The following is a 22,336-nucleotide window of genomic DNA, read 5'->3' as shown; positions in this document are numbered from 1 at the left end:
GCCGCTCGCCAGCTGCGCCACGCGGTCGCGAGCGTGTGCCCCAGCTCCGGCTCGTCGGTGCGGCACGGCACTGCCAGCGTCACCACCGCGCCGGCGCGCGCCGGCGCGCTCATGCCGCCACCGGCGCGAGGCAGGCGCGTACCACGCGGCCGTAGACCTCGACCGCCGCCGGCCGTCCGGTGAGCGCCGCGAGCGCCGCCTTGGTCCCGAACTTCGCCACGGCGAGGGCGCGGAAGAGCGGCACGTCGAGCCGGCGGCCGCGGCGGGTATAGAAGCGCAGCTCGCCGGCGACGACCGCGGCTTCGCGCCCGCTGCCGAAACGCCGCGTCGCCGAGACGTTGGTGCCGTGCTCGGCCACCGCGCCGGGCACCTGGATCGTCCGGATGCCGAGCTCCGCGGCGCGGTGACACAGGTCCATGTCCTCGCCGTAGCAGAAGTAGCTCGCGTCGAAGCCCCCGAGCCGGGCGAAGACGTCGCGCCGCACCGCCACGAACGTCCCGTACACCCACTCGACGACGTGCGGGGCCCGGCGGCGGCGCGCGGCCGCGCGGCCGGGCGTGGTGTCGAGCAACAGGTGGCGGATGGGGCCGAAGCGTGCCGACGCGGGCTGCCAGCGCCCGCGGGCGTCGCAGAGCCCGCCGCCGGCGATGCCGGCGCCGGGCACGGAGCCGAGCGCGTCGACGAGGGCGTCGAGGGCGCCCGGGCGCACGCGGGCGTCCGGGTTGAGGAAGACGAGCACGTCGCCCGTCGCCGCCTCCGCGCCGCGGTTGGCGCCGGCGGCGAAGCCGAGGTTGCTGCCGGTCTCGACGAGCCGGATCGCCGGCCCGCGCGCCCGCGCCAGCCCGAGGCTCGCGTCCTCCGAGGCGTTGTCGACGACCACGACCTCGCGCCGTCCGGGGCCGTCGCGCGGCGGGTCGGCGGCGAGGCTGTCGAGGCAGGCGCCGAGCGCCTCGCCCGCGTTCCAGTTGACCACCACCACCGACACCCGCGCACGGGTCACGGGCGCCGCTCCCGCTCCCACACCCGCGCCCAGCGCAGGAAGGTGTAGAACGCGTCGGTCGCCGCGACGAACAGCCCCGGCAGCCCCTCCAACGCGCCCCGCTTGACGACGAAGGCGCGCACGAAGCGCCAGGCGGGCTCGCCGATCAGGCGGGCCGTCCCCACCCGTCGTCCCCGCGGCACCTGGGTCGCCGCGACCGCGGTGAGCTTGTCCACCGAGCGCAGATGATCGGCGATGTCGTCGTACGTGTAGTGGAGGATGGGGTGGCGCATGCCGACCACCCGCCCCGGCACCTCGGCACGGTCGTGCGGGTCGGTCCCCCCCCAGGTGGTGTGCGCGCGGCGCACCAGGCGCAGCACCGGGCGCGGGTACCAGCCGCCCCGGTACCACCAGCGTCCGAGGTACGACACCAGGCGCGGGATGCGGAAGCCGTCGATCGGCACCGGCACCTCGCGCAGCGCACGCTGGATCTCGGTGGCGAGCTCCGCCGTGACGCGCTCGTCGGCGTCGAGGTTCAGCACCCACTGCGCGCTCGAGTGCTCGAGCGCGAACTGCTTCTGGGCGCGATACCCGGGCCAGGCGTTGTGGATCACCTTCGGCGTGAAGCGGCGCGCGATCGCGGGCGTGTCGTCGTGCGAGCCGCCGTCGACGACCACGATCTCGTCGCACCACGCGACGCTCGAGAGGCAGCCGGCGATCTGCCCCGCCTCGTCCTGGCAGACCACCGTGCAGGACACCGTGTCCCGCCGCACGGGCGGCGCGGGACGGCGGCGCGCGCGCTCCTTGCGCGCCGCCGCGCGCAGCACGCGCTTCGCCCAGCGGCGCCGCACCGCGCGCTCGGCCTCGGGGCCGAGGTAGGCGACGAGGATGCGCAGCCGATCCGTACGGCTCGCCAGCCGGCCGAGCGTGCGCTCCAGCTGGACCAGGTTCTTCGTCCGCCGCCGCAGCGACGGCGCAGGCCCGACGGTGACCCGCTCGAGATCGAGCAGCACCAGCTCGGGCGCCTCCGGCGCGCCGCGCACGAGGATGTTCACGTCCTTCAGATCCGCGTGGTAGACGCCGCGCGCGTGCAGGGCGCGAAACAGCGTCCCCAGCGCCCGCGCCAACGCCCGGCGTGCGTGCCGGCACGCCCGATCGGCCGCTCGCCGCGTGAGGGCCTGCCAGCGCACGTCCGCCGTCTCCGCCTCGGTGACGGCGCGGGTCACGAAGAAGCTGCGCATGCACAGGCCCGCGCGCCGGTACTCGACCGCCGCCACCACCGGCGGCACGCCGAAGCCGCGCTCCGCCAGCGCCGCCGCCGCCATGAACGCGCGCACCGCCGGCGACGGCTGCCCGAGGCTGGCGACGAGCACGCGCCAGGCGTGCACGTTGTAGCGCTTCACGAACAGGGTCCCGACCGGCGTGTCGATGTCGCCGACCGCCACCTTGCGCTGGAACTTCACCACCCGGCAGTGCGGATGCGTCAGCAGCCGGTCCGGATCGCCGTCGGGCCCGACCGCGTCCGTGAGCCGCTCGCCCGGTGCGACCCAGGCGCGCAGCGGCCCGTGCACGATCGTCGGCGCGTCAGGCGCGCGCATGCGCCGCCTCCGCGAGCACCCGCTCCACCGCCGCCACGTGCGTGTCCCAGGTGAGCGTCGCGGCGCGCCGGCGCGCCGCGGCGCCGAGGGCCGGCCCTTTCGGGCCCGAGCGCGCGCCAGGGCCGCGGCGAGACCGCGCGGTCGTCGGGCGACGCGACGACCAGCGTCGCGAGCGGACCGTCGAGCAGCTCCGCCGCGCCCGCCCGGCGCGTCGTCACCACCGGCACGCCGGCGGCGCAGGCTTCGAGCACGACGTTGCCGAACGCCTCCTGCCGCGACGGCACGCAGACCGCGTCCGCCAGCGCGTACACCGCCTCGACGTCCGCGCGCGGCCCCGTCACCACGACGCGGCCGGCGAGCTCGGGCGCCGCCGCGCGGCGCCGCCAGCGGCCGAGGCGCTCGTCGTCGCCGACGAGGACGAGGACCGTGGCGGGCGGCGCCTGCGTCGCCCACAGCTCGAGCAGCAGGTCGAAGCCCTTGCGCACGAAGCCGCTGCCGACCGCCGCGCACACGCGCCGGTCGGCGGCGATGCCGAGCGCCGCGCGCAGCGGCGGTCCGAGGCGCGCGCGCGCCGCCGGATCGAAGCGCACGAGGTCGACGCCGTTGTAGACCACCGCGACGCGGGCGCGCGGCACCGCGTAGTCGTGCACCACCTCGTCGGCCGCGAGCGCCGACACCGTCAGCACGCGCCGGTACGCGCCCGGCGCGAACATGCGCCGCTCGAGCGCGAGGATCGCGCGATGGTACGGCCCGCGCGCCGCCGCGCGGAAGCCGTCCGCCTCCATGCGCGCCAGGTAGCTGCGGTGCGTACCGCCCCCGACCCGCACGACGTCCTGGCGCAGCGTGCGCCCGAACCCGACCACCACGTCCCACGGCTCGCTCGCCGCCAGGCGCGGGGCGAGCAGCGCGAACGAGAGCAGCCGCAGCAGGCGCCCGGCGCGCACGACCGGCACCCGGCGCACCGCGACCCCTTCCGGCGCGCCGCGCGGCTTGGCGCAGAAGACGGTGACGGCGTGCCCGCGGGCGACCAGCCCGGATGCCATGCGACGCAGGTCCGCCTCGGTGCCGCCGCCCGCGAGGCTGCGGTGCAGAAACGCGATCCGCATCAGCCCCGCAGCCGCAGCCACAGCGCCTGCAGGCGCCAGCGGACGTTCTGCGGCTCCAGGCGCTGCGCCCGCTCGATCGCCGTCCGCGCCCCCTCGACGTCGCCGGCCTTCGCCCGCGCGCGTGCGAGCCGGGCCCAGCGCCGTGCCTGGCGGCGGCGGAAGGTCTCCCTCCCGAGCACCTCGAGCACCTCGGGATGCCCGGCGGCGAGCTTGTCGGCGAGCCGGATCGACTCCTCGCGCACGCGCTCGCGGTTGCGTGCGACGCCGCCGGGATGCCGGCGATAGGCGAACGCCGGCACGTCGAGGAAGACCGCCTGGAAGCGGGCCGTCACCCGCAGCACGAGGTCCAGGTCGTCGAGGATGGTGAACGAGCCGTCGAGCGGGCCGACCGCCGCGAGCGCGCGCCGCGTGAAGCACATCCCCTGGAGCTGGCCGAGGTTCCAGCGGAACACCTCCGCCACGCCGATCGGCCGCGACGCCAGGGCGCGGGCTACCTCGGGCCGGATCCACGGCTCCTCGGGCTCGTGCGGCGCGTCCTCCGGCGGCAGCATGCGGCCGTTCATCATGACGAGATCGATCTCACGATGCGCGTCGAGGTACGCCGTCGGCACCGCCAGACGGCCCGGCAGCGCCAGGTCGTCCGAGTCGTGGAAGGCGACGTACGGCGCGTCGGTCACGGCGGCGAGCCCGGCGTTGCGTGCGGCGGCGATGCCCTGATGCGTGCCGCGCACCACGTGCACGCGCGGATCCTCGCCGAGGCGCGCGAGCACCGCCGGGGTGTCGTCCGTCGAGCCGTCGTCGACGACGACGACCTGCGGCTCGACGCCCTCCTGCCCGAGCAGGCTCTCGACGCTGGCCGCCAGCGTGTGGGCCCGATTCCACGTCGGCACGATCACCGCGACGCGGCTCATCGGCCCGCCTCCCCCGCCGCCGCGTCGAAGGCGGCGAACATGGTCGCCGCGAAGCCGGCGAGCGAGAAGGTCCCCGCGAGCCGGGCGTGCGCCGCCGCACCGATCGCCGCCCGGCGCCCCGGATCGCGCAGCAGCCCGATCACCGCCTGCGCGAGCGCGGCCGGATCCTCGGGCGCCATCAGGACGCCGCTCTCCCCGTCGACGAGCATCTCCGGGATGCCGCCCACCGCCGACGCCACGATCGGCCGCGCCAGCGCCATGCCCTCGAGCAGCGCGAGCGGGAATGGATCGCGCAGGGCCGGGTGCACGAGCACGTCGAGCGTACGCACGAGCGGGAAGGGGTTCGGCAGGAAGCCGGTCACGGTCACCGCGTCGCCGACGCCGAGCGCGGCGATCTCGGCGCGCGCCCGCGCCTCGGTGGCCGCGTCGGGGAAGGCGCCGACGAGGAGCACGTGCACGTCCGGCACCGCGGCGCGGATCGCGGGCAGCGCCGCCAGCAGCGTCGCCGGGTTCTTGCGCGGGTCGAGATTGCCCACCATGCCGATGCGCGGCCCGGCCGGGATCGGCGGCAGCCCGGGCGGCACCGGCGCGGCCGCCTCGCGCTCCAGGCGGCCGATGTCCATGCCGTTGTAGGCCACCAGCGCCCGCGTGCCGGGCGCGAATCCGCCGATCGCCCGGCGCGCCAGCTCGAGCGAGTCGGCCGACGGCGCGATCACGTGGCGCGCGCGGCCCAGCCAGTGCTTTCGATACGGGCGCGCCTGCGGATAGCTCGAGTACACGTGCACCACCGTCGGCACGCCGGTGACCCGACCGGCGAGCCAGCAGTACGGGAACGTCGACAGCGTCTCGGAGTAGAACACGGCGGCGTCCCGCGCGAGCGCCGCGAGACGCCCCACGACGAGCGGCGCGGCCAGCCGGCTGCGCCAGCGCCGCCAGCGGCCGAGACCCGGCACCACGCTCGTGCGCGCCGGATCGATCCCGGCCTCGGCGAGGAGCGGGTGCGGCTGCGGGACGGCGAAGTGCAGCGTCCAGCCGTGTGCGGGCGCCGCATCGTCGAGGATGCGCAGGGCGCGCAGCATGCCCGCGTGCTGCGGGTGCGCCAGCGTGACGACCGCCCGCCTCACGCCGCCGCCCTTCCCGGGTCGAACGGGCCGCCGCTGCGCATGAGCTCGCGGAAGCCCGCGCGCGCGGCGTCGGCGGGCGCGATGCGGTCGATGGCGCAGCGGCGCTGCGTCACCTTGCGCGCCACCCAGCGCGCGAGCCGCCGGCGCCGGGCGCCGCCGAAGCCGCGCACGGCGGCGTAGGCCGCCAGCACGCGCACGCGGTCGGTGAGACTCAGCCCCGGCACCACGAAGCGTCCGAGCTGCACGAGGTTGCGCCGCGCGCCGAAGGCGAACGGCAGCCGCCGCGTGCGGTCGTTGTCGAGGAAGACGAGCTGGCCGCCGCGCACGCGCAGGTTCGGCGGCACGAGATCGCCGTGTACGAAGCCGGCGCGGTGCAGGCGCGCCACTTCGCGGCCCAGGTGCGCGAGCAGCGCGCGCTTCGCGCCGCGGGCGCCCGGGCGTACCACCGCCGCGAGCAGCTCCTCGCCGCCGACGTCGGCGGTCACGAGCAGCCCGGCCCGCGCGCGGGTCCCGAGCAGCAGCGGCTCCGGCGCCGCGAATCCGGCCGCGGCGAGCGCCCGGTGCAGCGAAGGCGCGCCGCGCCGCCGCGCGCCGGGTGCGGGCGTCACTTCACCCACACCGTGCCGGCGGGGGTCGCAGGCGACGCTGCGCGCGTGCGCGAGGTGCGCCCGACGCCGCTCGCGACCAGCGCGAGCACGGCGGCGAGGTCGACGCCCGCGTCGGGGCGCCACGTTCCCGCCCAGCCCTCGCGGCGCCACGGCGCCCACGTCGTCGCCGTCGTGCTCACGCCGGCCCTCCGGCCGCGGCGGCCCCGTCCAGCGCCGGGTCCGCGTGCGCGAGCACCGCGGCGGCGTCGATGGCCTGCATGCAGACGCGACCGATCGGACAGGTCGAAAGAAAGCAGGGCCGGCACGGCGACGCGCCCTCCACGACGCGGGCCTCCGAGCCGAAGGGTGCGGAGCGCCACGCGCTCGTCGCGCCCCATAGGGAGACCACCGGCACCCCGACCGCCGCCGCGAGATGCAGCGCCCCCGAGTCGGGCCCGAAGGCCAGCGCCGTGTGCGGCAGCAGCGCCAGCAGCTGGCGCAGCGACGTGCGGCCGACGAGGTCGCGCACCGGGCTCGTCGCGGCCCGCTCCACCGCCGTCGCGAAGCCCGCGTCCGCCGGGGTGCCGAGCAGGACGGCGCTGCCGCCGTGCCGCCGCGCGAGCGCCCCGAGCACCGCCGCCGTGCGCTCCGGGAACCACGCGCGCGACGGACACGACGAGCCCACAGGCCGCGACCAGCGGCCGCGGCAACGACGCCAGCAGCGCCGCCGCGTCGCGCGCCTCGGCGTCGCGCGCCGCCAGCCCGAACTCGACCGGCGCCGCCGGCGCCCCCAGCAGGTCGGCGAAGCCGAGGAACTGCTCCAGCTTCGCGACCGCGACGCCCTGCGGAGCCAGGTGGCGCGTGGCGAAGAGCCAGCCCAGCTCGCGCCCGTCGGCGCGCGCGAACCCGAGCCGGTCGCTCGCCCCCGACGCCCACGCCACGAGCGCGCTCTTGATGCCCCGCCCGAGGTCGAGCGCCACGTCCCAGCGCCCGCCGCGCACGCGCGCCAGGAACGGGCCGAACGCGCGCACCCCGCCGCGGCGCTGGAAGACCAGCACCTCGTCGAGCCATGGATGCCCCTCGAGCAGCGGCGCCGACGGCGGCTCGACCGCCCACCCGAGATGCGCCTGCGGCCAGGCTCGGCGCAGGCGGCCGAGCAGCGGCAGCGCGCGCACGACGTCGCCGATGGCGCCGGGCAGCACGATCAGCAGGCGCACGGTCCCCCCGCCCGCGCCGCATACCCGTCGCGGAACGCCGCGACCGCGTCGGAGCCGGCCCGCGCGCCGCCCGGGTCGAGCTTCGCGAGCGAGCGGTGCAGCCGGCGCAGCGCGCGCCGGCGGCGCCACCGACCGAGAGGCCCCCGCCGCAGCGAAGCGCGGTCGAGGTCGATCACCGTCGCGCCGGCGGTCGCACCGGGCGCGAGCAGGATGTTGCCGCAGTTGAGGTCGGCGTGCACGACCCCCGCGACGTGCAGCGAGGCCACCGCCTCCCCGGCCCGGCGCGCCAACGCGCGGCGCGCCTCCGCATCGGGCGTCGCGGCCAGGGCGTCGAGCACCGGCGTCGCCCCGGGGATCTCGGCGGTGAGGATCGCGCCGCGATAGAGGACGCGGCCCTCCACGCGCGCGGCCAGCACCTCGGGCACCGCCGCGCCGCGCGCGCGCGCCTCGACCGTCACCGCCAGCTCGCGCAGGGGCCGCAGCGGCCGGTCGACGTACGTCTCGGTCACCCAGCGCGCGAAGAAGCCGCCGCGCCGGTAGCGGCGCAGCACCGCGCGCGCGCCGCCCGGCAGGCACAGCCGCCAGGCGGCGCCGCGGCCGCCGGCGATCGGCTCGGCGTCGCCCGGCGCGCACAGCTCGGGCGCGAGCAGCCAGGCCGCCAGGGTATCCGCGAGATCGCAGCGCACGGCCGCCTGCACCGTGCCGGCGCGCAGCAGCGTGTACGCGGGCGGCAAGGTCACGCCGCCTCCGCCGCGAGGACGCGGTCGCGTCCCCGCTCCCACAGCTTCGCGTGCGCCACCACGACACGGTAGCCGAGCAGCACCGCCAGGATCCACCGTCCGAGACCGACGCGCGTCGCCGCCCGGCCCGCGAGCACGCAACCCGCGGCGACCCACGGGTTCACCAGCAGCCCGCGCAGCCGCGGCCGGCGCCCGATGCGCTCCAGCAGCGCCGCGAAGGTGGTCGACTCGGCGTCGAGCGTGCGCACGGCCTCGTCGAGCGTCGGCACGTAGTCGACGACCAGCGGCGCGCCGATGCGCTGCACGAGCAGGGGCGCCGGCAGCTCGAGCACGAGCTGGAGCCCGATGCGCAGCGACACGCGCACGCCCTGCCGCGGGGCGAGCCGCACCGGTGCGCCGCGCATGGCGAGCTGCACGCCGAGCCCGTGCAGGTCGCGGCGCACGGCCCAGGCGACGGGCACGTCGTCCACCGCCGCCACGACCGCGGCGACGAACGCCGGCGACGGCACCTCGTTCTCGCACAGCAGGAGCACCCACGCGCTGCGCGCCACCGACGCGATCGCGGCCGGATCGACGCAGCGCCCGACGCCCGCCGGCAGATCCGCGTCGGCCATGCGCTCGGCCGGGTCGAGCACCACCCGCTCCGCCGCCCAGGCGACGGCCGCCAGGGCGCGCGCGAGCCGCGCGTGATCACCCTGCGCCAGGACGACCGCGCACACCGGCGGCGGCGTCCCGCTCATGCCGCCGAGCCCGCCATGCGCCCGCCGAGCAGCGCGCGCGCCGTCGCCAACACCGCCGCCGCCGACACGAGGCGCATGCAGTCCTCGGTGCCGCGCGGGCAGCGTCGGCCGCCGTGCCGCGCGCACGGCCGACATGCGAGATCGGCCTCGACCACCGCCGTGCGACGCCCCCACGGCCCGTAGCCGAGGGCCGGCGTGGTCGCGCAGAACACGGCGACGACCGGCACGTCGCGCGCGCACGCCACGTGCATCGGCGCGCTGTCGTTGGCGACCAGGAGCGCGAGCCGATCGACCAGCGCGACCAGCCCCGGAAGATCCGTGCGTCCCGCGAGCGAGACGACACCCGCCCCCGCCGCCGTCGCGACGGCCGCGCAGCGCCCCACGTCGTCCGGCCCGCCGACGAGCACGACCTGCGCGCCCCCGGCGACGAGCGCGCGCGCGAGCGCGGCGAAGCCGTCGACGGTCCAGCGCTTCGTCGGCCACACCGAGCCCGGCGCCAGGCCCACGAGCGGCCCCGCGCCCGGCGGCAGCAGCTCGGCGATGCGCCGCGCCGCCCCGGCGTCGACCGGCAGGTGCAGCGGCGGCGGCTCGGGCACGTCACCGAACGCGGCGAGCAGCGCGAGGTTGCGGCGCACGTCGTGCTGTCGCCGGTCGCGCGGCACGCGCACGTGGTAGAGCCACGCGCCCCGCGCGACGTCGAACCCGACCCGCCGCGGAATGCCGGCGGCCGCGAGCACGAGCGCCGTGCGCAGGGAGCGGTGCGGCGAGACCACCAGGTCGAACCCTTCCGCACGCAGGCGCCGCGCCACGCGCCAGAGCCCGCCTGTCCCGCGCTCGGCGCCGTGCTTGTCGTCCACCAGCACGCGATCGACGTCGGGATGGCCGGCGAGCAGTGCCGCCGCGTCCCGCCGCACCAGCACCACCAGCTCGCGCGGGCGGAGCCGCTGCCGCAGGGCCGTGAGGAGCGGGGTCGTGAGCACCACGTCCCCGAGGAAGCTGGTCTGGACGACCAGGAGCTTCGGGCCGGCCGGCGTCGGCTCAGGCGAGGCGCTCGGCCTCATCGATCAGCATGATCGGGATGTCGTCCTTGATCGGATAGCGCAGCTTGCAGGCCTCGCACACGAGCCCATCCTGCGCCTCCGTCAGGACGACCTCGCCCTTGCACTGCGGGCAGGCGAGGATCTCGAGCAGCTCCTGATGGATCGCCATGGGCTGCCGTCTATCGTCAAACCGGCGGGAATGCCACCGAGCCCGACGCCGACGGCGCCAGGCGCGCGAGGAGCGCCGCGGGGTCCGCGACCGCGACACCGATGCGCAGCGCGCACAGCCCGGGAAGCCCCGCGCCGCCCAGCTTCACCAGATCCTTTTCCGTCGTCACCAGGCGCCCGCGCGCGGCGACGGCGCCGATCGCGGCCAGATCCGCGGGGCCGTAGGCGTGGTGATCCGGGAACGCCAGGGTGGCGACGACGCGCGCGCCGAGGGCCTCGAGCGTCGCGACGAAGCGGCCGGGGCGGGCCACGCCCGCGACCGCGACCACCTCGGCGCCGGCGAGCGCCGCCAGGGGCGAGGCCTCCCAGCCGTCGGCGTGCGCGGTCACGAGGGCGAGCGGCTGGGTGGCGGCGCGTACCACGGGGTGACCCGGCACCGGCACCGCTGCCCCGTCCATGGCGACGACGAGCTGCGCGCGCTGCAACGCCGACCACGGCTCGCGCCGGCTGCCCGCGGGCAGGAGGTGCGCCGCCGCCGGGTCGTCGGCCACGACCGCGACGTCGACGTCGCGCCGCAGCGCGCGGTGCTGGAAGCCGTCGTCGAGCACGATGGTGTCGCAGCCGAGCGCGGTGCAGGCATGCGCGGCGCCCTCGGCGCGCCGCTCCGCCGTGACCACGGGCCCCGCGAAGCGATGCGCGAGCATGACGGCCTCGTCGCCGCCGTCCGCCGCCGAGACGAGAGGCCCGTGGCCCGCCGACACCACGACGACGCCGCGCAGCCGCTTGCGATAGCCGCGCGCGACGATCGCCACGCGGTGGCCGCGCGCCTGCAGCTGCTCGGCGATCCACAGCGTCAGCGGCGTCTTGCCGCTGCCGCCGACGGTCAGGTTGCCGACGCTCACCACGTGCGCCGGCACGCGCGTCGCCGGCAGCCAGCCACGATCGTACGCCGCGTTGCGGGCGGCGATCACCGCCGCGTAGGCACCGGCCGCCGGCAGCAGCAGCGCGCGCGCCACCCGCGCCGCCACCGCCGGCGACGTCCAGGCCGCCGTGACGGCGTCGTGCAGGCCGCCGTCGGCGCTCATCCCGAGGCGGCGCGGGCGAAGGTCGCCGACTCGAGGCGGGCGGCGATGATCTTGAGGTGCCGCTCGAGCGCGCCCTGCCCCGTCTGCGCCGCGCCCCACGCGCGCCGACCCATCTCGCGCGCGCGGGCGGGATCGCCGAGGAGATGATCGAGCGCGAGCGCGAGGCCGTCGGCCGACGCTGCGCGCATCGCCCCCCCCGCCGCGACGAGGCGGTCGACGGCGTCCGCGGCGTTCGCCGTGTGCGGCCCGACGACGACCGGACGGCTCGCCCGGGCCGGCTCGAGCACGTTGTGGCCGCCCACCGGGACGAGGCTCCCGCCCACGAAGGCCACCCGGCCGAGCGCGTAGGCGTGCGCCAGCACGCCCATCTCGTCGAGCAGCACGACGCCGGCCGCCGCCTCGGGCAGCGCGTCCGACTCCAGCCGGCTCCAGCGCAGCAGCGCCAGCCCGCGCGCCCGCACCTGCGCCGCGACGCGCTCGAGCCGCTCCGGATGCCGCGGGGCCAGCACCAGGACGAGCCCCGGATGGCCGAGCGCGAGCCGCTGGGCGACGTCGAGCAGGACCTCCTCCTCGCCCTCGTGCGTGCTGCCCGCGACGAGGACGGGCCGATCGAGAAGCCGCGCGCGCAGCGCCTCGACGGCCGGCGGCGGCGGCGTGCCGGCGACCTCGAACTTGAGGCTGCCCGCCACCTGCACGCGGCGCGGGTCGGCGCCGAGCGTGACCACGCGGGCGGCGTCCTCCGGCGTCTGCATGCAGCAGGTGACGGTCTCGAGCGCCGGCGCGAACAGCGGCCGCAGGAAACGCGCCCGCGCCGCCGTGCGCGCGCTCACCCGGCCGCTCACCATGAGCGCGGGGATGCGGCGCGCGGCCAGGGCGGCCAGGGTCGTCGGCCAGATCTCGGTCTCGGTGAAGAGGAAGGCCTCGACGCGCAGGGTGTCGAGCACGCGCGCGACGGGCCCCGGCGCGTCGAGGGGAAAGAGGAAGGCGAGGTGTGCCTCCGGGAGCGTGCGCGCCAGCGCGAGCCCGGTGCGGGTCAGCGTCGTCACCACCGCCAGGCGTCCGGGGAAGCGCTCGCGCAGCGCGCCGAGGAGCGGGCGTACGGCGGTCAGCTCTCCCACCGACGCGGCGTGCATCCAGAGCGCCGGCATGCTGGACGCGGCGGCGCGCTCGCCGGCGTCGAGGCGGCCGAGCCGGTCGCCTGCTGCCCGCCATCCGACCGGCAGCCCCGGGACCGCCGCCGCCACACCGGCGGCCAGCGCCGCCCCGCCCATGACGCCGCGATACGCCGCTTCGACGAGGCTCACTCAGACCGCCTTGCCGACGATCTCCGCCGCCGCCGCGGTCGCCGCCGCGAGCGCCGCCTGCACGCGCCCGAGCGCGTCGCCCACGTCCCGTCGCGGCACCGCCACCGGCGAGCCGAGGACGAGCGCGGCGCGCGCGAACGGCCGCGGCAGGAGCAGCCGATCCCAGGTGCCGAAGCGATGTCCGTCGCTGGCCGCGATGCCGATCGCCACCACCGGCAGGCCGGTGGCGCGCGCGAGCTGCACGACGCCGTCCTTCGCCTCGCGCCGCGGCCCACGCGGCCCGTCGGGCACGACGACGAGGTCCTCGCCGCGTGCGTCGGCGTCGAGCAGCCCGCGCAGCGCGCCGAGCCAGCCGCGCGTCGACGAGCCGCGGATCACCTCGACGCCGAACCGGCGCACTGCCTGCGCCGCAATCTCGCCGTCGCGGTGCCAGGAGAGCATGACCCGCGGGCGCAGGCGCGGATCGACCTTCCAGACCATGAGCGGCAGCAGGATGATGCCCTCGTGCCACGTCGCCCAGACGACGCGCTCTCCGCGCGCGCGCGCAGCGAGCACGCCCGCCGGATCGGCCACCTCGAGGCGCAGCGTGCGGTAGAGCAGGCGCAGGATGGCGGCGATGAGGGCCCCGCCGACGGCGACGACCAGACGATCGCGCCACGTCCACCGGCGGCGAAAGGCCGAGCCCTCGGCGCGCGCGCTCTCGCGGGCGGCCGCCCGCCGGGCCGTGCCCCCGCCGTCGCGGGCCGTCGCCATGGTCAGCCCCGCCCGCCGCCGAGTCGCGACGCCGGCTCGTCCGGCGACTCCGCGGTCTCGCCGAACTGGAGCTCGTACAGCCGCCGGTACTCACGGCCCGTCGCCAGCAGCTCGTCGTGCGTGCCCGACTCGACGATCCCGCCGTTGGCGACGACGACGATGCGGTTCGCGCGCCGCACCGTCGAGAGCCGGTGCGCGACGACGACGCTCGTGCGGTTCGCCATGAGACGCTCCAGCGCCTCCTGGACGAGGCCTTCCGACTCCGTGTCGAGGGCCGACGTCGCCTCGTCGAGGATCAGGATCGGCGCGTTGGCGAGGAGCGCGCGCGCGATGGCGAGGCGCTGGCGCTGGCCGCCCGAGAGCCGCACGCCGAGGTCGCCGATGGCGGTGTCGTAGCCCTTCGGCAGCGCCGCGATGAAGTCGTGCGCGTTCGCGGCGCGGGCGGCCGCCTCCACCCGCGCGGCGTCGGCGCTGGTGTCGCCGTAGGCGATGTTCGCCCGCACCGTGTCGTTGAACAGGAACGTGAACTGCGTGACCACCGCGATGTGCCGGCGCAGGCTCGTCAAGGTGAGGTCGCGCACGTCGATCCCGTCGATCGTGATGCGGCCGCTGGTGACGTCGTAGAGGCGCGGGATCAGATCGGCGATCGTGCTCTTGCCGCCGCCGCTCATGCCGACCAGCGCCACCACGTGGCCGCGCGGGATCTCGAGGTCGACGTGCTCGAGCACCGGACGTCCGGGCTCGTAGGCGAACCCCACGTCCTCGAGCCGCACGCCCTCGCCCACGGTCGTGAGCTCGCGCGCGCCCGGACGGTCGGCCACTGCCGGACGCGTGTCGAGCAGCGCGAAGACGCGCTCGGCGCCGGCGAGCCCCTGCTGGATCGTGTAGTTCGTCCGCACCAGCTTCTTGAACGGGTCGTAGAGGAACACGACCGCCGCGAGGAACGCGAAGAAGCTGCCCTTGCGCGCCGGGTCCGCGATGACGCTCGCCCCGCCGTACCAGATGATGCCCGCGATCGCGAAGCCCGCCAGGACCTCGGTGACCGGCAGCGACCGCAGCCGGCTGCTGCGCATGTAGAGCTGGAATATCTTCTCGTCCTGGGCGTGGAAGCGCGCCGCCTCGTACGCCGCCTGGTCGAACAGCTTCACCACCCGGTTGCCCTGGATGTTCTCGTGCAGCATCGCGTTGAGCCGGGCCGTCGCCTCCTGCTGGCGGCGGGCGTTCTGGCGCAGCTGGCGCGAGAACGTGATGATCGGCACGGCGGCGATCGGGAAGAGCAGGATGGCGAGCAGCGCGAGGAACCAGTCGAGGTAGATCGCGGTCCCGATGAGGACGATCAGCGTCGTCGAGTCCTGGAACAGCGAGCGGACCGCGTCGGTGACCGAGCTGCGCACCAGCGTCACGTCGGCGGTGACGCGCGAGACGATCTGCCCCGCCCGCTGGCCGTTGAAGAACGCCAGGTCGAGCGTCTGGAGGTGGGTCGTCACCTGGTTGCGGAGGTCGGTGACGATGCGCTGCCCGATCCAGTCGTTCAGGTACGAGGCGACGAAGCCGACCACGCCGCGCACCACGCCGAGCAGCAGCGCCAGGGCGACGGCGATCTTCAGGTTGTCCGGGTTCTGCTCGGTGAAGACCTTGTCGAAGGTGAAGCGCACGAGGAAGGGCGCCGCGCCCTCGGTGGCGCTGAACGCCAGCATGAAGAGCACGGCCACCACGCCCTGCGGCCAGATGTAGGGGCGCAGGTAGGCGAGCAGGCGCCGGTACGACGTCACGCCGCCCCCACCCCGAGCATCTCGCAGGCGATCGCCGCCGCCCGATCCGCGGCGCCGCCGCGGCCGAGCCGGCGGCGCACCTCGCGCAGGTCGGCGATCATACGCTCCCGGCGCGCCGGATCGTCGAGGATGGCGCGCGCCGCCGCCGCGATCGCCGCCCCGGTGGCACGGCCCTGGAGCAGCTCGGGAACGACCTCGCGTCCCGCGACGATGTTCGGCATGCCGACGTGCGACACGCCCCGCACCAGCATGCGCGCGAGCCCGTAGGTGAGCGGCGACAGGCGATAGACGATCACCATCGGCCGCTCGAGGAGCGCGCACTCGAGCGTCGCGGTACCCGACGCGACGAGCGCGACGTCGGCCGCGGCGATGAGATTGTGGGCGTCGCCCGGAATCACCGGTACCGGCACGGGCAGGTGCGACGCCGCCACCGTCGCCTCGAGGTGCGCGCGCGACACCGTGTGCGCGAGCGCCAGCGCGAACTGGAGGTCGGGCATCGCCGCCGCCAGGCTGCGCACCGCGCCCAGCATCGGCGGCAGGATGTACTCGATCTCCTTCGCACGGCTGCCGGGCAGGAGGAGCACCGTGTGCCGGCGCGGATCGAGACCGTGCGCGGCGAGCGTCGCGTCGCGCCCGCGCGTGACCGCGACCCGGTCGAGCAGCGGATGGCCGACGAACTCGACGCCGACGCCCCGCCCCGCATAGAGGTCGGGCTCGAACGGGAACACCACGGCGAGGCGGTCGACGCGCCGGGCGATCTTGCGCACCCGCCCCCGCCGCCAGGCCCACACCTGCGGACCGATGTAGTAGAGGACCGGCACGCCGGCGGCCTTCGCGCGCGCGGCGAGGCGGAGGTTGAACTCCGGGAAATCGATGAGCACGCAGAGGTCGGGCGGCTCCTCACGCAGCCGGCGCACGAGCTGACGATAGAGCCGCAGCAGGGTGCCGAGGCTGCGCGCGCCCTCGATCACGCCGACCGTCGCCACCTCGGCGGCGTCGGCGAACGTCTGCATGCCCCCGGCCCGCAGCTCCTCGCCGCCGACGCCGAAGACCTCGACGTCGGGCAGACGGCGGCGCAGCGCACGCAGGAAGTCGGCCCCGTGGACGTCGCCCGAGGCCTCGCCGGCCACGAGCATCACCCGGCGCGGGGCCGCCGCCGGCACCGCGGTCGTGGCGTCGGCCGGCACGGTCATCCCGGAGCAGCTGCCTGGGCCGCGCGCACCTCCATCTCCACGCTCTCCCGGATCACCTCGGCGACCTCCAGCGCCCGCAGGCCGTCCCAACCCGACACGGGCGGGGTCTCGCGGGCGCGCACCGCGCGCAGGAAGGCGTCGATCTCGAGGCGTAGCGCGTCCCCCTCGGCCACCTCGAGGTCCTCGAAGCTGAGCGAGAACTGGCCGTCGGGCATCGGCTCGCGCCGGCACATGCGCACGCGCCGCTCGTCGAAGTCGACGGACAGGTAGGCGTCCTCCTGGAACAGGCGTAGCTTGCGCTCGCGTTTCAGCGAGACGCGGCTGGCCGTGACGTTGGCGATGCAGCCGTTGGCGAAGCGGATGCGCGCGTTCGCGATGTCGACCGACGGCGTCAGCACCGGCACGCCGATGGCGTCGACGGCGCGCACCGGCGACTGCACCATCGAGAGGATCAGGTCGAGGTCGTGGATCATCAGGTCGAGCACGACGTCGACGTCGGTGCCGCGCTCGCTGAACGGCGCCAGGCGCTGGCACTCGAGGAAGCGCGGCTGCGTGACGCGTCCGACGATGGCCTGGATCGCCGGGTTGAAGCGCTCGAGGTGGCCGACCTGGAGCACGCGGCCCCCGCGGACCGCCAGCTCGACGAGCGCCTTGCCGGCCTCGACGGTGGTGGTGAGCGGCTTCTCCACCAGCACGTCGATTCCCATCTCCATGAGATCGCGTGCGACGTCGTGGTGGAGCGGCGTCGGCACCGAGACGCTCGCGCAGTCGACCCGGCCGGCGAGCTGCCAGTGGTCGGCGAGCGCCCCGACGCCGAGCTCGCCGGCGACGACCGCCGCGCGCTCCGGGTCGGCGTCGACGACGGCCACGAGCTCGGCCTGCGGGTTCGCGCGGTACTTCTGGGCGTGGAAGCGGCCGAGGTACCCGACCCCGACCACGGCCGCGCGGAGACGCGCGCTCATGGCGCCTCCTTCGCCGGATCGACCGCCACGACGGCGAGCTCGGCGGCATCGGCGAGCGCCAGCATCTCGGCGCGGTCGAGCACCACCGTCCGCCCGGCCTCGACGGCGAGCACGCGCCCGCGCATCTCGACGATGGTGCGGATCGTCTCGGGGCCGATCGCCGGCAGATCGAAGCGCAGGTCCTGGGTGGGCTTGCAGGCCTTCACCACGACGATGTCGCCGTTCACGAGATGGCCGGCGCGGCGGATCGTCGCATCCGTGCCTTCGATGCCCTCGACGGCGACCACGGCGCCGCCGCGCACGACGACGCTCTGGCCGATGTCGAACTGGCCGATCAGCTTCGCGGCGCGGAAGCCGAAACGGATGTCCTGCCACTCCTCCTCGGTGGGCACGCGCCGCGACAGCACGCCGGGCTGCGGCACGATCTCCTGGAGGAACAGCGTGGACTCGACGACCGCGATCCCCTCCGACTCGAGCTCCTCCGCGAGCGCGCGCAGGAGGAGGTCGTCGCGCAGCTTGCCGACGCGCATGATGGCGGCGAGCGCGCGCGCGTCGGGCTGGAACTCGCGGAACAGCTTCGGCTTGGCGATGCCGCCGACCATGACGGTCCGTCGCACGCCGCCCGCCTTCAACGCCGCGATGAGCGCCTCCAGCTGGCCGGGCACTACCCAGGTGATCGAGTCGACCACCGCGGCGAGACGCTCGTCGGTCTCGCCGCCGTGGGCCACGGCCACGACCTTCACGCCGTTGCGGCGCGCCGTCTCGGCGAACAGGACAGGGAACCGGCCGCTGCCGGCGATGAGGCCGATGCGCTCGCTCACGCCCGACAGACCCCCCGCTCCGAAGCCCGCACGAAGCCGACCATCCGCGCCACCTCCGGGACCTGCCCGAGCTCGGCCTCGGTGCGCTCGAGCGCCTCACGCTGCGCGCTGCGGCCGAGGAACAGCAGGCGGTAGGCGCGCTTCAGCGCTACGATCGTGTCGGTCTCGAAGCCGCGCCGGCGCAGCCCGAGGAGGTTCAGCCCGTACAGCCGCGCCCGATCGCCGGCGACCGTGCAGAACGGCGGCACGTCCTGCGACACCATGGCGCCCGCCGCGCAGAACGCCGACTCGCCGACCCGCACGAACTGATGCACGCCGGCGAGCCCGTTGACGATCGCGTACGACTCCACGGTGACGTGGCCGCCCAGCGCCGCCCCGTTGGCGAGGATCACGTGGTCTCCCACCCGGCAGTCGTGCGCGACGTGCGACGACACCATGAAGAGACAGCCATTGCCGATACGCGTCTCCATGCCGCCCCCGGTGGTCCCGGGGTTCAGCGATACGTACTCCCGCACGAGGTTGTCGTCACCCACCACGAGCGTGCTCGGCTCGCCGCGGTACTTGAGGTCCTGGGGCACGGTGCCGACGCTGGCGAAGGAGAAGATGCGGTTGCGCGCCCCGAGGGTGGTGCGTCCGTCGACCACCGCGTGCGGCGCGATCCGGGTGTCCGGCCCCACCACCACGTGGGGCCCGACCACGGCGTAGGCGCCGACGCGCACCCCGGCGGCCAGCTCGGCGCGTGGCGAGACGACGGCCGTGGGATGGATGCGCGCCCCCTCCGGCACCGCGAGCGTGAACAGGACCTCCGCGACCGCCGCGTCGGCCGAGGTGATCGTCCCGCGCAGGCGGGCCGGGGGGCCTGCCGAGAGCGCTTCGACCTCCAGACGAAGGGCGTCGCCCGGCACGACGGGCCGGCGGAAGCGGGCCCGCTCCACCGAGGCGAGGGTCGCGTCCTCCTCGCCCGTCACCGCCGCGCCGAGCTGCGCGAGCGCCTCGCACAGGAGCACGCCGGGCATGACCGGCACGCCCGGGAAGTGTCCGACGAAGTACGGCTCGTTGGACGAGACGAGCTTCGCCGCGCGCCCCCGCACCCCCGCCTCGACCTCGAGCACGCGGTCGAGCAGCGGGTACGGGAACGCGGGCGTTGCACCACGGTGCTGCACGGAGCCCTATTCGTCCCCGCGGCGCGAGGGCGCGCGCTTGCCGCCGCTGCCGCGGCCGGCGCCGCCGTTGTGCAGGCGGATGATCTCGTCGGTGATGTCGAGCGACTTCTCGCCGTAGAGCAGCGCCCCGCTCGAGGCTTCGAGGATGAACGTGTACTGCTGCTGCTGTCCGTAGTCGGCGACGATGTTGTAGAGTTCCTCGACGATCCCCGACGTCAGCTCCGCGTCGGTGCGCTTCAGGTCGCGCTGGAAGTCCTCATACTTGCGCTTGAAGTCGAGCGTGCGCCCCTCGAGATCCTTCTCCAGGTCGCGGCGCTGCTCCTCGCGCATCACGGTGGCGCGCTTCTCGTAGTCCTCGCGCGCCCGATCGAGCTCCTCGCGCTGGTTCTTCAGCTGATTCTGCGCGCGCTCGAACTTCGACTTCACCTGATCCTTGGCTCGCCGCCCGGCGTCGCACTCGTTGAGCGCGCGCTGCATGTCGACGATGCCCACCTTGCTGTCCGCGCGTGCCACGCCGGCACACGCGAGCACGCCGGCCACGACGAGCGCGGCCCCCCGGGCCCAGTGGGCCCCGATCCGGTCCGTCCGACGCATGCTGTGTGTTCTCCTCCCGAGAAAATCAGAACTGGAACGGGCCGCCGAACGAGAAGAGGAGCAGGCTGGTCTGATCCCGCTTCTTGTCCTTGATCGGCACGCCGAGCTCGACCCGCAGGGGGCCGAGCGGCGAGAGCCAGCGGACGCCGCCGCCCGCCGCGGCCCGCGTGTTGTCGAGCGAGATGTCCTGGTCGCCGCCGTAGGCGTTGCCGGCATCGACGAAGACGACGCCCTTCAGGCCGATGCTGGGCACCAGCGGAAAGATGACCTCGTTGTTCAGGATGAACTGCGAGCTGCCGCCGATGGGCGACGACGAGATTACGGTGCCGTAGCGGTTCTTGCGCAGCTCGCGCGGACCCAGGGTGCGGGTCTCGAAGCCGCGGATGGAGTTGATGCCTCCGGGGAAGTAGCGCTCGAACAGCGGCAGCTCGTCGCCGTCCGCACCCGCGTTGCCGACGCCGTAGCCCGCCGTCGCGCCCAGCGAGTAGGTGAAGTCGCCGAAGGTCTTCGTCTTGAGGAACGTCCAGTACCAGCGCGAGCGCGCTTCGGCCTTGTAGAACTGCTCGCCGCCGAGCCCCGCGATCTCGATCGAGAGGTCCTGCACCGAGCCGGACGTCGGGTCGAAGAAGTGGTTCAGGGTGTTGCGCGAGATGCGCGGCGTGATGCTGCTGATCAGGCTGCTGCCCTCTTCCGCGCGGATCGAGGCGGTGGCGTCGAAGTCGATGTCCTCGATCGCCGCGCGCTCGAGCCGATAGTCGGCGCCGATACGCACCTCGTCGAGCGGGAAGCCCCAGAGCGAGTCCCATCCGAAGGCGGTGACGGGATACGTGAACTGCACGCCGCCGCCCGTACCGTCGCGGGCGAAGTCCTCGAACCGCAGCCGCCAGCTGAACACATCGAAGCCCGCCGTGAGCGGGGTGCCCATGAAGTACGGCTCGGTGAAGGACAGGATGATGTTGCGACGGATGGAGCCGACGTCGGCGTTGAGGACCAGGCGCTGGCCGCGGCCGAAGAGATTGTTCTCCTGGATGCGGACGTTGAAGAGCAGCGAGTCCGCCGAGCTGAAGCCGGCGCCGGCGCTGAAGGCGCCGGTCTGCGCCTCCTTCACGTCCACGACGACGTCCATGCGGTCTTCCGACGCCGGCGCCTTGCGCGTCGTGACGTTGACCTCGTTGAAGAAGCCGAGGCGCTGGAGCGCCTCGCGGCTCTTGCGCAGCCGGGTGCCGGAGAACAGCTCCTGCTCCTGGAGCCGCATCTCGCGCCGCACGACGTAGTCGCGCGTCTTGGTGTTGCCGGTGACCTCGATCTTGTCGACGACGACGGGCTTGCCGCGCTCGACCTCGAAGATCACGTCGACGGTCTTCGCCTCCGGCTCGATCGTCGTGGCCGGCTCGATGCTCGCGAACGCGAAGCCGTCTTCGGAGAGCCGCTCGGTGAGCGTCTGGACGTCCTGGCGCAGGGTGCTGGCGCTGAACGTCTCGCCCGACTTGGTGGTGAGGCTGCCGGCCATGGCGTCGACGTCGGGCGGCAGATCCCTGCCCTCGATGCCGACCCTGCCGACGTTGAACTGGTCGCCCTCGTCGATCTTGATGGTGATCTTGAGGCCCGCGTCGCTGCGCTCGATCTGCGGCTCGTCGATGCGCACGGTGACGTAGCCGTTGTCGTAGTAGAACGCGGTGAGGCGCTCGACGTCGGTGCGCAGGACGTCCTTGTTGAGGTTGCCGGCGCCGGTGAAGGGCGTGAGGATCCACTCCTCCTGGGTCTGGAGCAGGCGGCTCAGCTGGCGGTCCGAGAACGCCTCGTTGCCCTCGAACTCGATCTCCTGGACGCGAACCGGCTCCTGCTCCTCGATCGTGTAGACGACGTCGACCTCGTTCTCGCCCACGGGCGTCGTCGTGTAGGTGATGCGCGCGTCGAGATAGCCCTTCTCGGCGTAGAGCTTCTTCGCCGCCTCGATGCCCTGGCGCGCCTTCTCGGCGTCGAGGATGGTGTGCGGGCGCACGCGCAGGGCGCCGTCGAGCTCCTCCTTGGTGAGCTTGTCGTTGCCTTCGAGCGTGACGGCGCGGACGAGCGGCCGCTCCTTCACCGTGAAGACCACGTCGACGCCCTTGCCGCCGGGATCGGGCGTCACCTCGGCCGTCACCTGATCGAAGAAGCCCATCCGGTAGACGGCCTTGATGTCCTCGTCGAGCGCCTCTTGCGAGAAGGGCTGCCCGTCGCGCGTCTTCATGTGGACGCGGATCGCGTCCTCCTCGACGCGGACGTTGCCGTCGACGACGATACGGACGACGGGCTGCCCCGTCGCCTGGGCGGCCGGCTCCGGCTGCGCGGGCTTCGGCGCGCCCGGCGCACGCCGCGCCGGCGCCGTGCCCTGGGCCCAGACGCCCGGCGCCAGCGCCAGCCCGAGCGCCATCGCGAGCCCGATCACCCCCGAGACGTTCCGCCCCATACCGCTCCCTCGTGTCTCTGCACCGAACCC

General features: G+C 75.2%; 22 protein-coding genes. All 22 read right to left on the bottom strand.

Annotation, left to right across the window (positions count from 1 at the left end):
• Positions 1-109: 109 nt before the first annotated feature.
• Positions 110-1,000, bottom strand: coding sequence for a glycosyltransferase family 2 protein (locus tag KIT14_18980; protein ID MCW5892604.1), 891 nt, complete (start codon positions 998-1,000; stop codon positions 110-112).
• A complete protein-coding gene (locus KIT14_18975) occupies positions 997-2,577 on the bottom strand; it encodes a glycosyltransferase (protein MCW5892603.1) in 1,581 nt (526 codons plus the stop codon). The genes KIT14_18980 and KIT14_18975 overlap by 4 nt, the downstream gene beginning before the upstream one ends.
• Positions 2,463-3,683, bottom strand: a complete 1,221-nt coding sequence (locus KIT14_18970; GenBank protein MCW5892602.1) for a glycosyltransferase family 4 protein — start codon at positions 3,681-3,683, stop codon at positions 2,463-2,465. Before KIT14_18970 ends, KIT14_18975 begins: the two co-directional genes overlap by 115 nt.
• On the bottom strand, positions 3,683-4,594 hold the full coding sequence (locus tag KIT14_18965) for a glycosyltransferase family 2 protein (GenBank protein ID MCW5892601.1): 912 nt from the start codon (positions 4,592-4,594) through the stop codon (positions 3,683-3,685). Before KIT14_18965 ends, KIT14_18970 begins: the two co-directional genes overlap by 1 nt.
• Entirely contained in the window at positions 4,591-5,718 is a 1,128-nt protein-coding gene (locus KIT14_18960) for a glycosyltransferase family 4 protein (protein MCW5892600.1), read from the bottom strand. Before KIT14_18960 ends, KIT14_18965 begins: the two co-directional genes overlap by 4 nt.
• Positions 5,715-6,326: a hypothetical protein gene (locus tag KIT14_18955; GenBank protein ID MCW5892599.1), complete on the bottom strand. Its 612-nt coding sequence runs from the start codon at positions 6,324-6,326 to the stop codon at positions 5,715-5,717. The genes KIT14_18960 and KIT14_18955 overlap by 4 nt, the downstream gene beginning before the upstream one ends.
• Positions 6,323-6,505, bottom strand: a complete 183-nt coding sequence (locus KIT14_18950) for a hypothetical protein (protein MCW5892598.1) — start codon at positions 6,503-6,505, stop codon at positions 6,323-6,325. The genes KIT14_18955 and KIT14_18950 overlap by 4 nt, the downstream gene beginning before the upstream one ends.
• The gene (locus KIT14_18945; GenBank protein MCW5892597.1) at positions 6,502-6,990 is read right to left on the bottom strand and encodes a glycosyltransferase family 9 protein; all 489 of its coding nucleotides are present in this window, start codon (positions 6,988-6,990) and stop codon (positions 6,502-6,504) included. The genes KIT14_18950 and KIT14_18945 overlap by 4 nt, the downstream gene beginning before the upstream one ends.
• 519 nt (positions 6,991-7,509) lie before the next feature.
• Positions 7,510-8,262, bottom strand: a complete 753-nt coding sequence (locus KIT14_18940; GenBank protein ID MCW5892596.1) for a 3-deoxy-D-manno-octulosonic acid kinase — start codon at positions 8,260-8,262, stop codon at positions 7,510-7,512.
• Positions 8,259-9,002 (bottom strand): hypothetical protein, encoded by a 744-nt coding sequence (locus KIT14_18935; GenBank protein MCW5892595.1) that lies wholly within the window; start codon positions 9,000-9,002, stop codon positions 8,259-8,261. The genes KIT14_18940 and KIT14_18935 overlap by 4 nt, the downstream gene beginning before the upstream one ends.
• A complete protein-coding gene (gene waaF / locus KIT14_18930; GenBank protein ID MCW5892594.1) occupies positions 8,999-10,063 on the bottom strand; it encodes a lipopolysaccharide heptosyltransferase II in 1,065 nt (354 codons plus the stop codon). The genes KIT14_18935 and waaF overlap by 4 nt, the downstream gene beginning before the upstream one ends.
• Positions 10,041-10,211: a Trm112 family protein gene (locus tag KIT14_18925; protein MCW5892593.1), complete on the bottom strand. Its 171-nt coding sequence runs from the start codon at positions 10,209-10,211 to the stop codon at positions 10,041-10,043. The genes waaF and KIT14_18925 overlap by 23 nt, the downstream gene beginning before the upstream one ends.
• A gap of 16 nt (positions 10,212-10,227) precedes the next feature.
• Positions 10,228-11,295 (bottom strand): tetraacyldisaccharide 4'-kinase, encoded by a 1,068-nt coding sequence (gene lpxK, locus KIT14_18920; GenBank protein ID MCW5892592.1) that lies wholly within the window; start codon positions 11,293-11,295, stop codon positions 10,228-10,230.
• A complete protein-coding gene (locus KIT14_18915) occupies positions 11,292-12,599 on the bottom strand; it encodes a 3-deoxy-D-manno-octulosonic acid transferase (protein ID MCW5892591.1) in 1,308 nt (435 codons plus the stop codon). Before KIT14_18915 ends, lpxK begins: the two co-directional genes overlap by 4 nt.
• A complete protein-coding gene (locus tag KIT14_18910; GenBank protein MCW5892590.1) occupies positions 12,600-13,352 on the bottom strand; it encodes a DUF374 domain-containing protein in 753 nt (250 codons plus the stop codon).
• 2 nt (positions 13,353-13,354) lie between these two features.
• Complete coding sequence (locus KIT14_18905) at positions 13,355-15,124, bottom strand: ABC transporter ATP-binding protein (GenBank protein ID MCW5892589.1); 1,770 nt, start codon at positions 15,122-15,124, stop codon at positions 13,355-13,357.
• Entirely contained in the window at positions 15,121-16,317 is a 1,197-nt protein-coding gene (lpxB, locus tag KIT14_18900) for a lipid-A-disaccharide synthase (GenBank protein ID MCW5892588.1), read from the bottom strand. The genes KIT14_18905 and lpxB overlap by 4 nt, the downstream gene beginning before the upstream one ends.
• Entirely contained in the window at positions 16,314-17,279 is a 966-nt protein-coding gene (locus KIT14_18895; GenBank protein ID MCW5892587.1) for a Gfo/Idh/MocA family oxidoreductase, read from the bottom strand. The genes lpxB and KIT14_18895 overlap by 4 nt, the downstream gene beginning before the upstream one ends.
• Positions 17,276-18,100 (bottom strand): UDP-2,3-diacylglucosamine diphosphatase LpxI, encoded by an 825-nt coding sequence (lpxI, locus tag KIT14_18890; protein ID MCW5892586.1) that lies wholly within the window; start codon positions 18,098-18,100, stop codon positions 17,276-17,278. The genes KIT14_18895 and lpxI overlap by 4 nt, the downstream gene beginning before the upstream one ends.
• Entirely contained in the window at positions 18,097-19,263 is a 1,167-nt protein-coding gene (gene lpxA, locus KIT14_18885) for an acyl-ACP--UDP-N-acetylglucosamine O-acyltransferase (GenBank protein ID MCW5892585.1), read from the bottom strand. The genes lpxI and lpxA overlap by 4 nt, the downstream gene beginning before the upstream one ends.
• Before the next feature lie 6 nt (positions 19,264-19,269).
• On the bottom strand, positions 19,270-19,857 hold the full coding sequence (locus KIT14_18880; GenBank protein ID MCW5892584.1) for an OmpH family outer membrane protein: 588 nt from the start codon (positions 19,855-19,857) through the stop codon (positions 19,270-19,272).
• A 25-nt stretch (positions 19,858-19,882) separates the two neighbouring features.
• Positions 19,883-22,306, bottom strand: a complete 2,424-nt coding sequence (gene bamA, locus KIT14_18875) for an outer membrane protein assembly factor BamA (protein ID MCW5892583.1) — start codon at positions 22,304-22,306, stop codon at positions 19,883-19,885.
• Between the last annotated feature and the right edge of the window lie 30 nt (positions 22,307-22,336).

It is taken from the genome of bacterium (assembly GCA_026129405.1).
Taxonomy (GTDB): Bacteria; Desulfobacterota; Binatia; order DP-6; family DP-6; genus JAHCID01.
The sequence above is the reverse complement of the archived record's forward strand: the minus strand, read 5'-3'. Positions and strand labels throughout refer to the sequence as shown.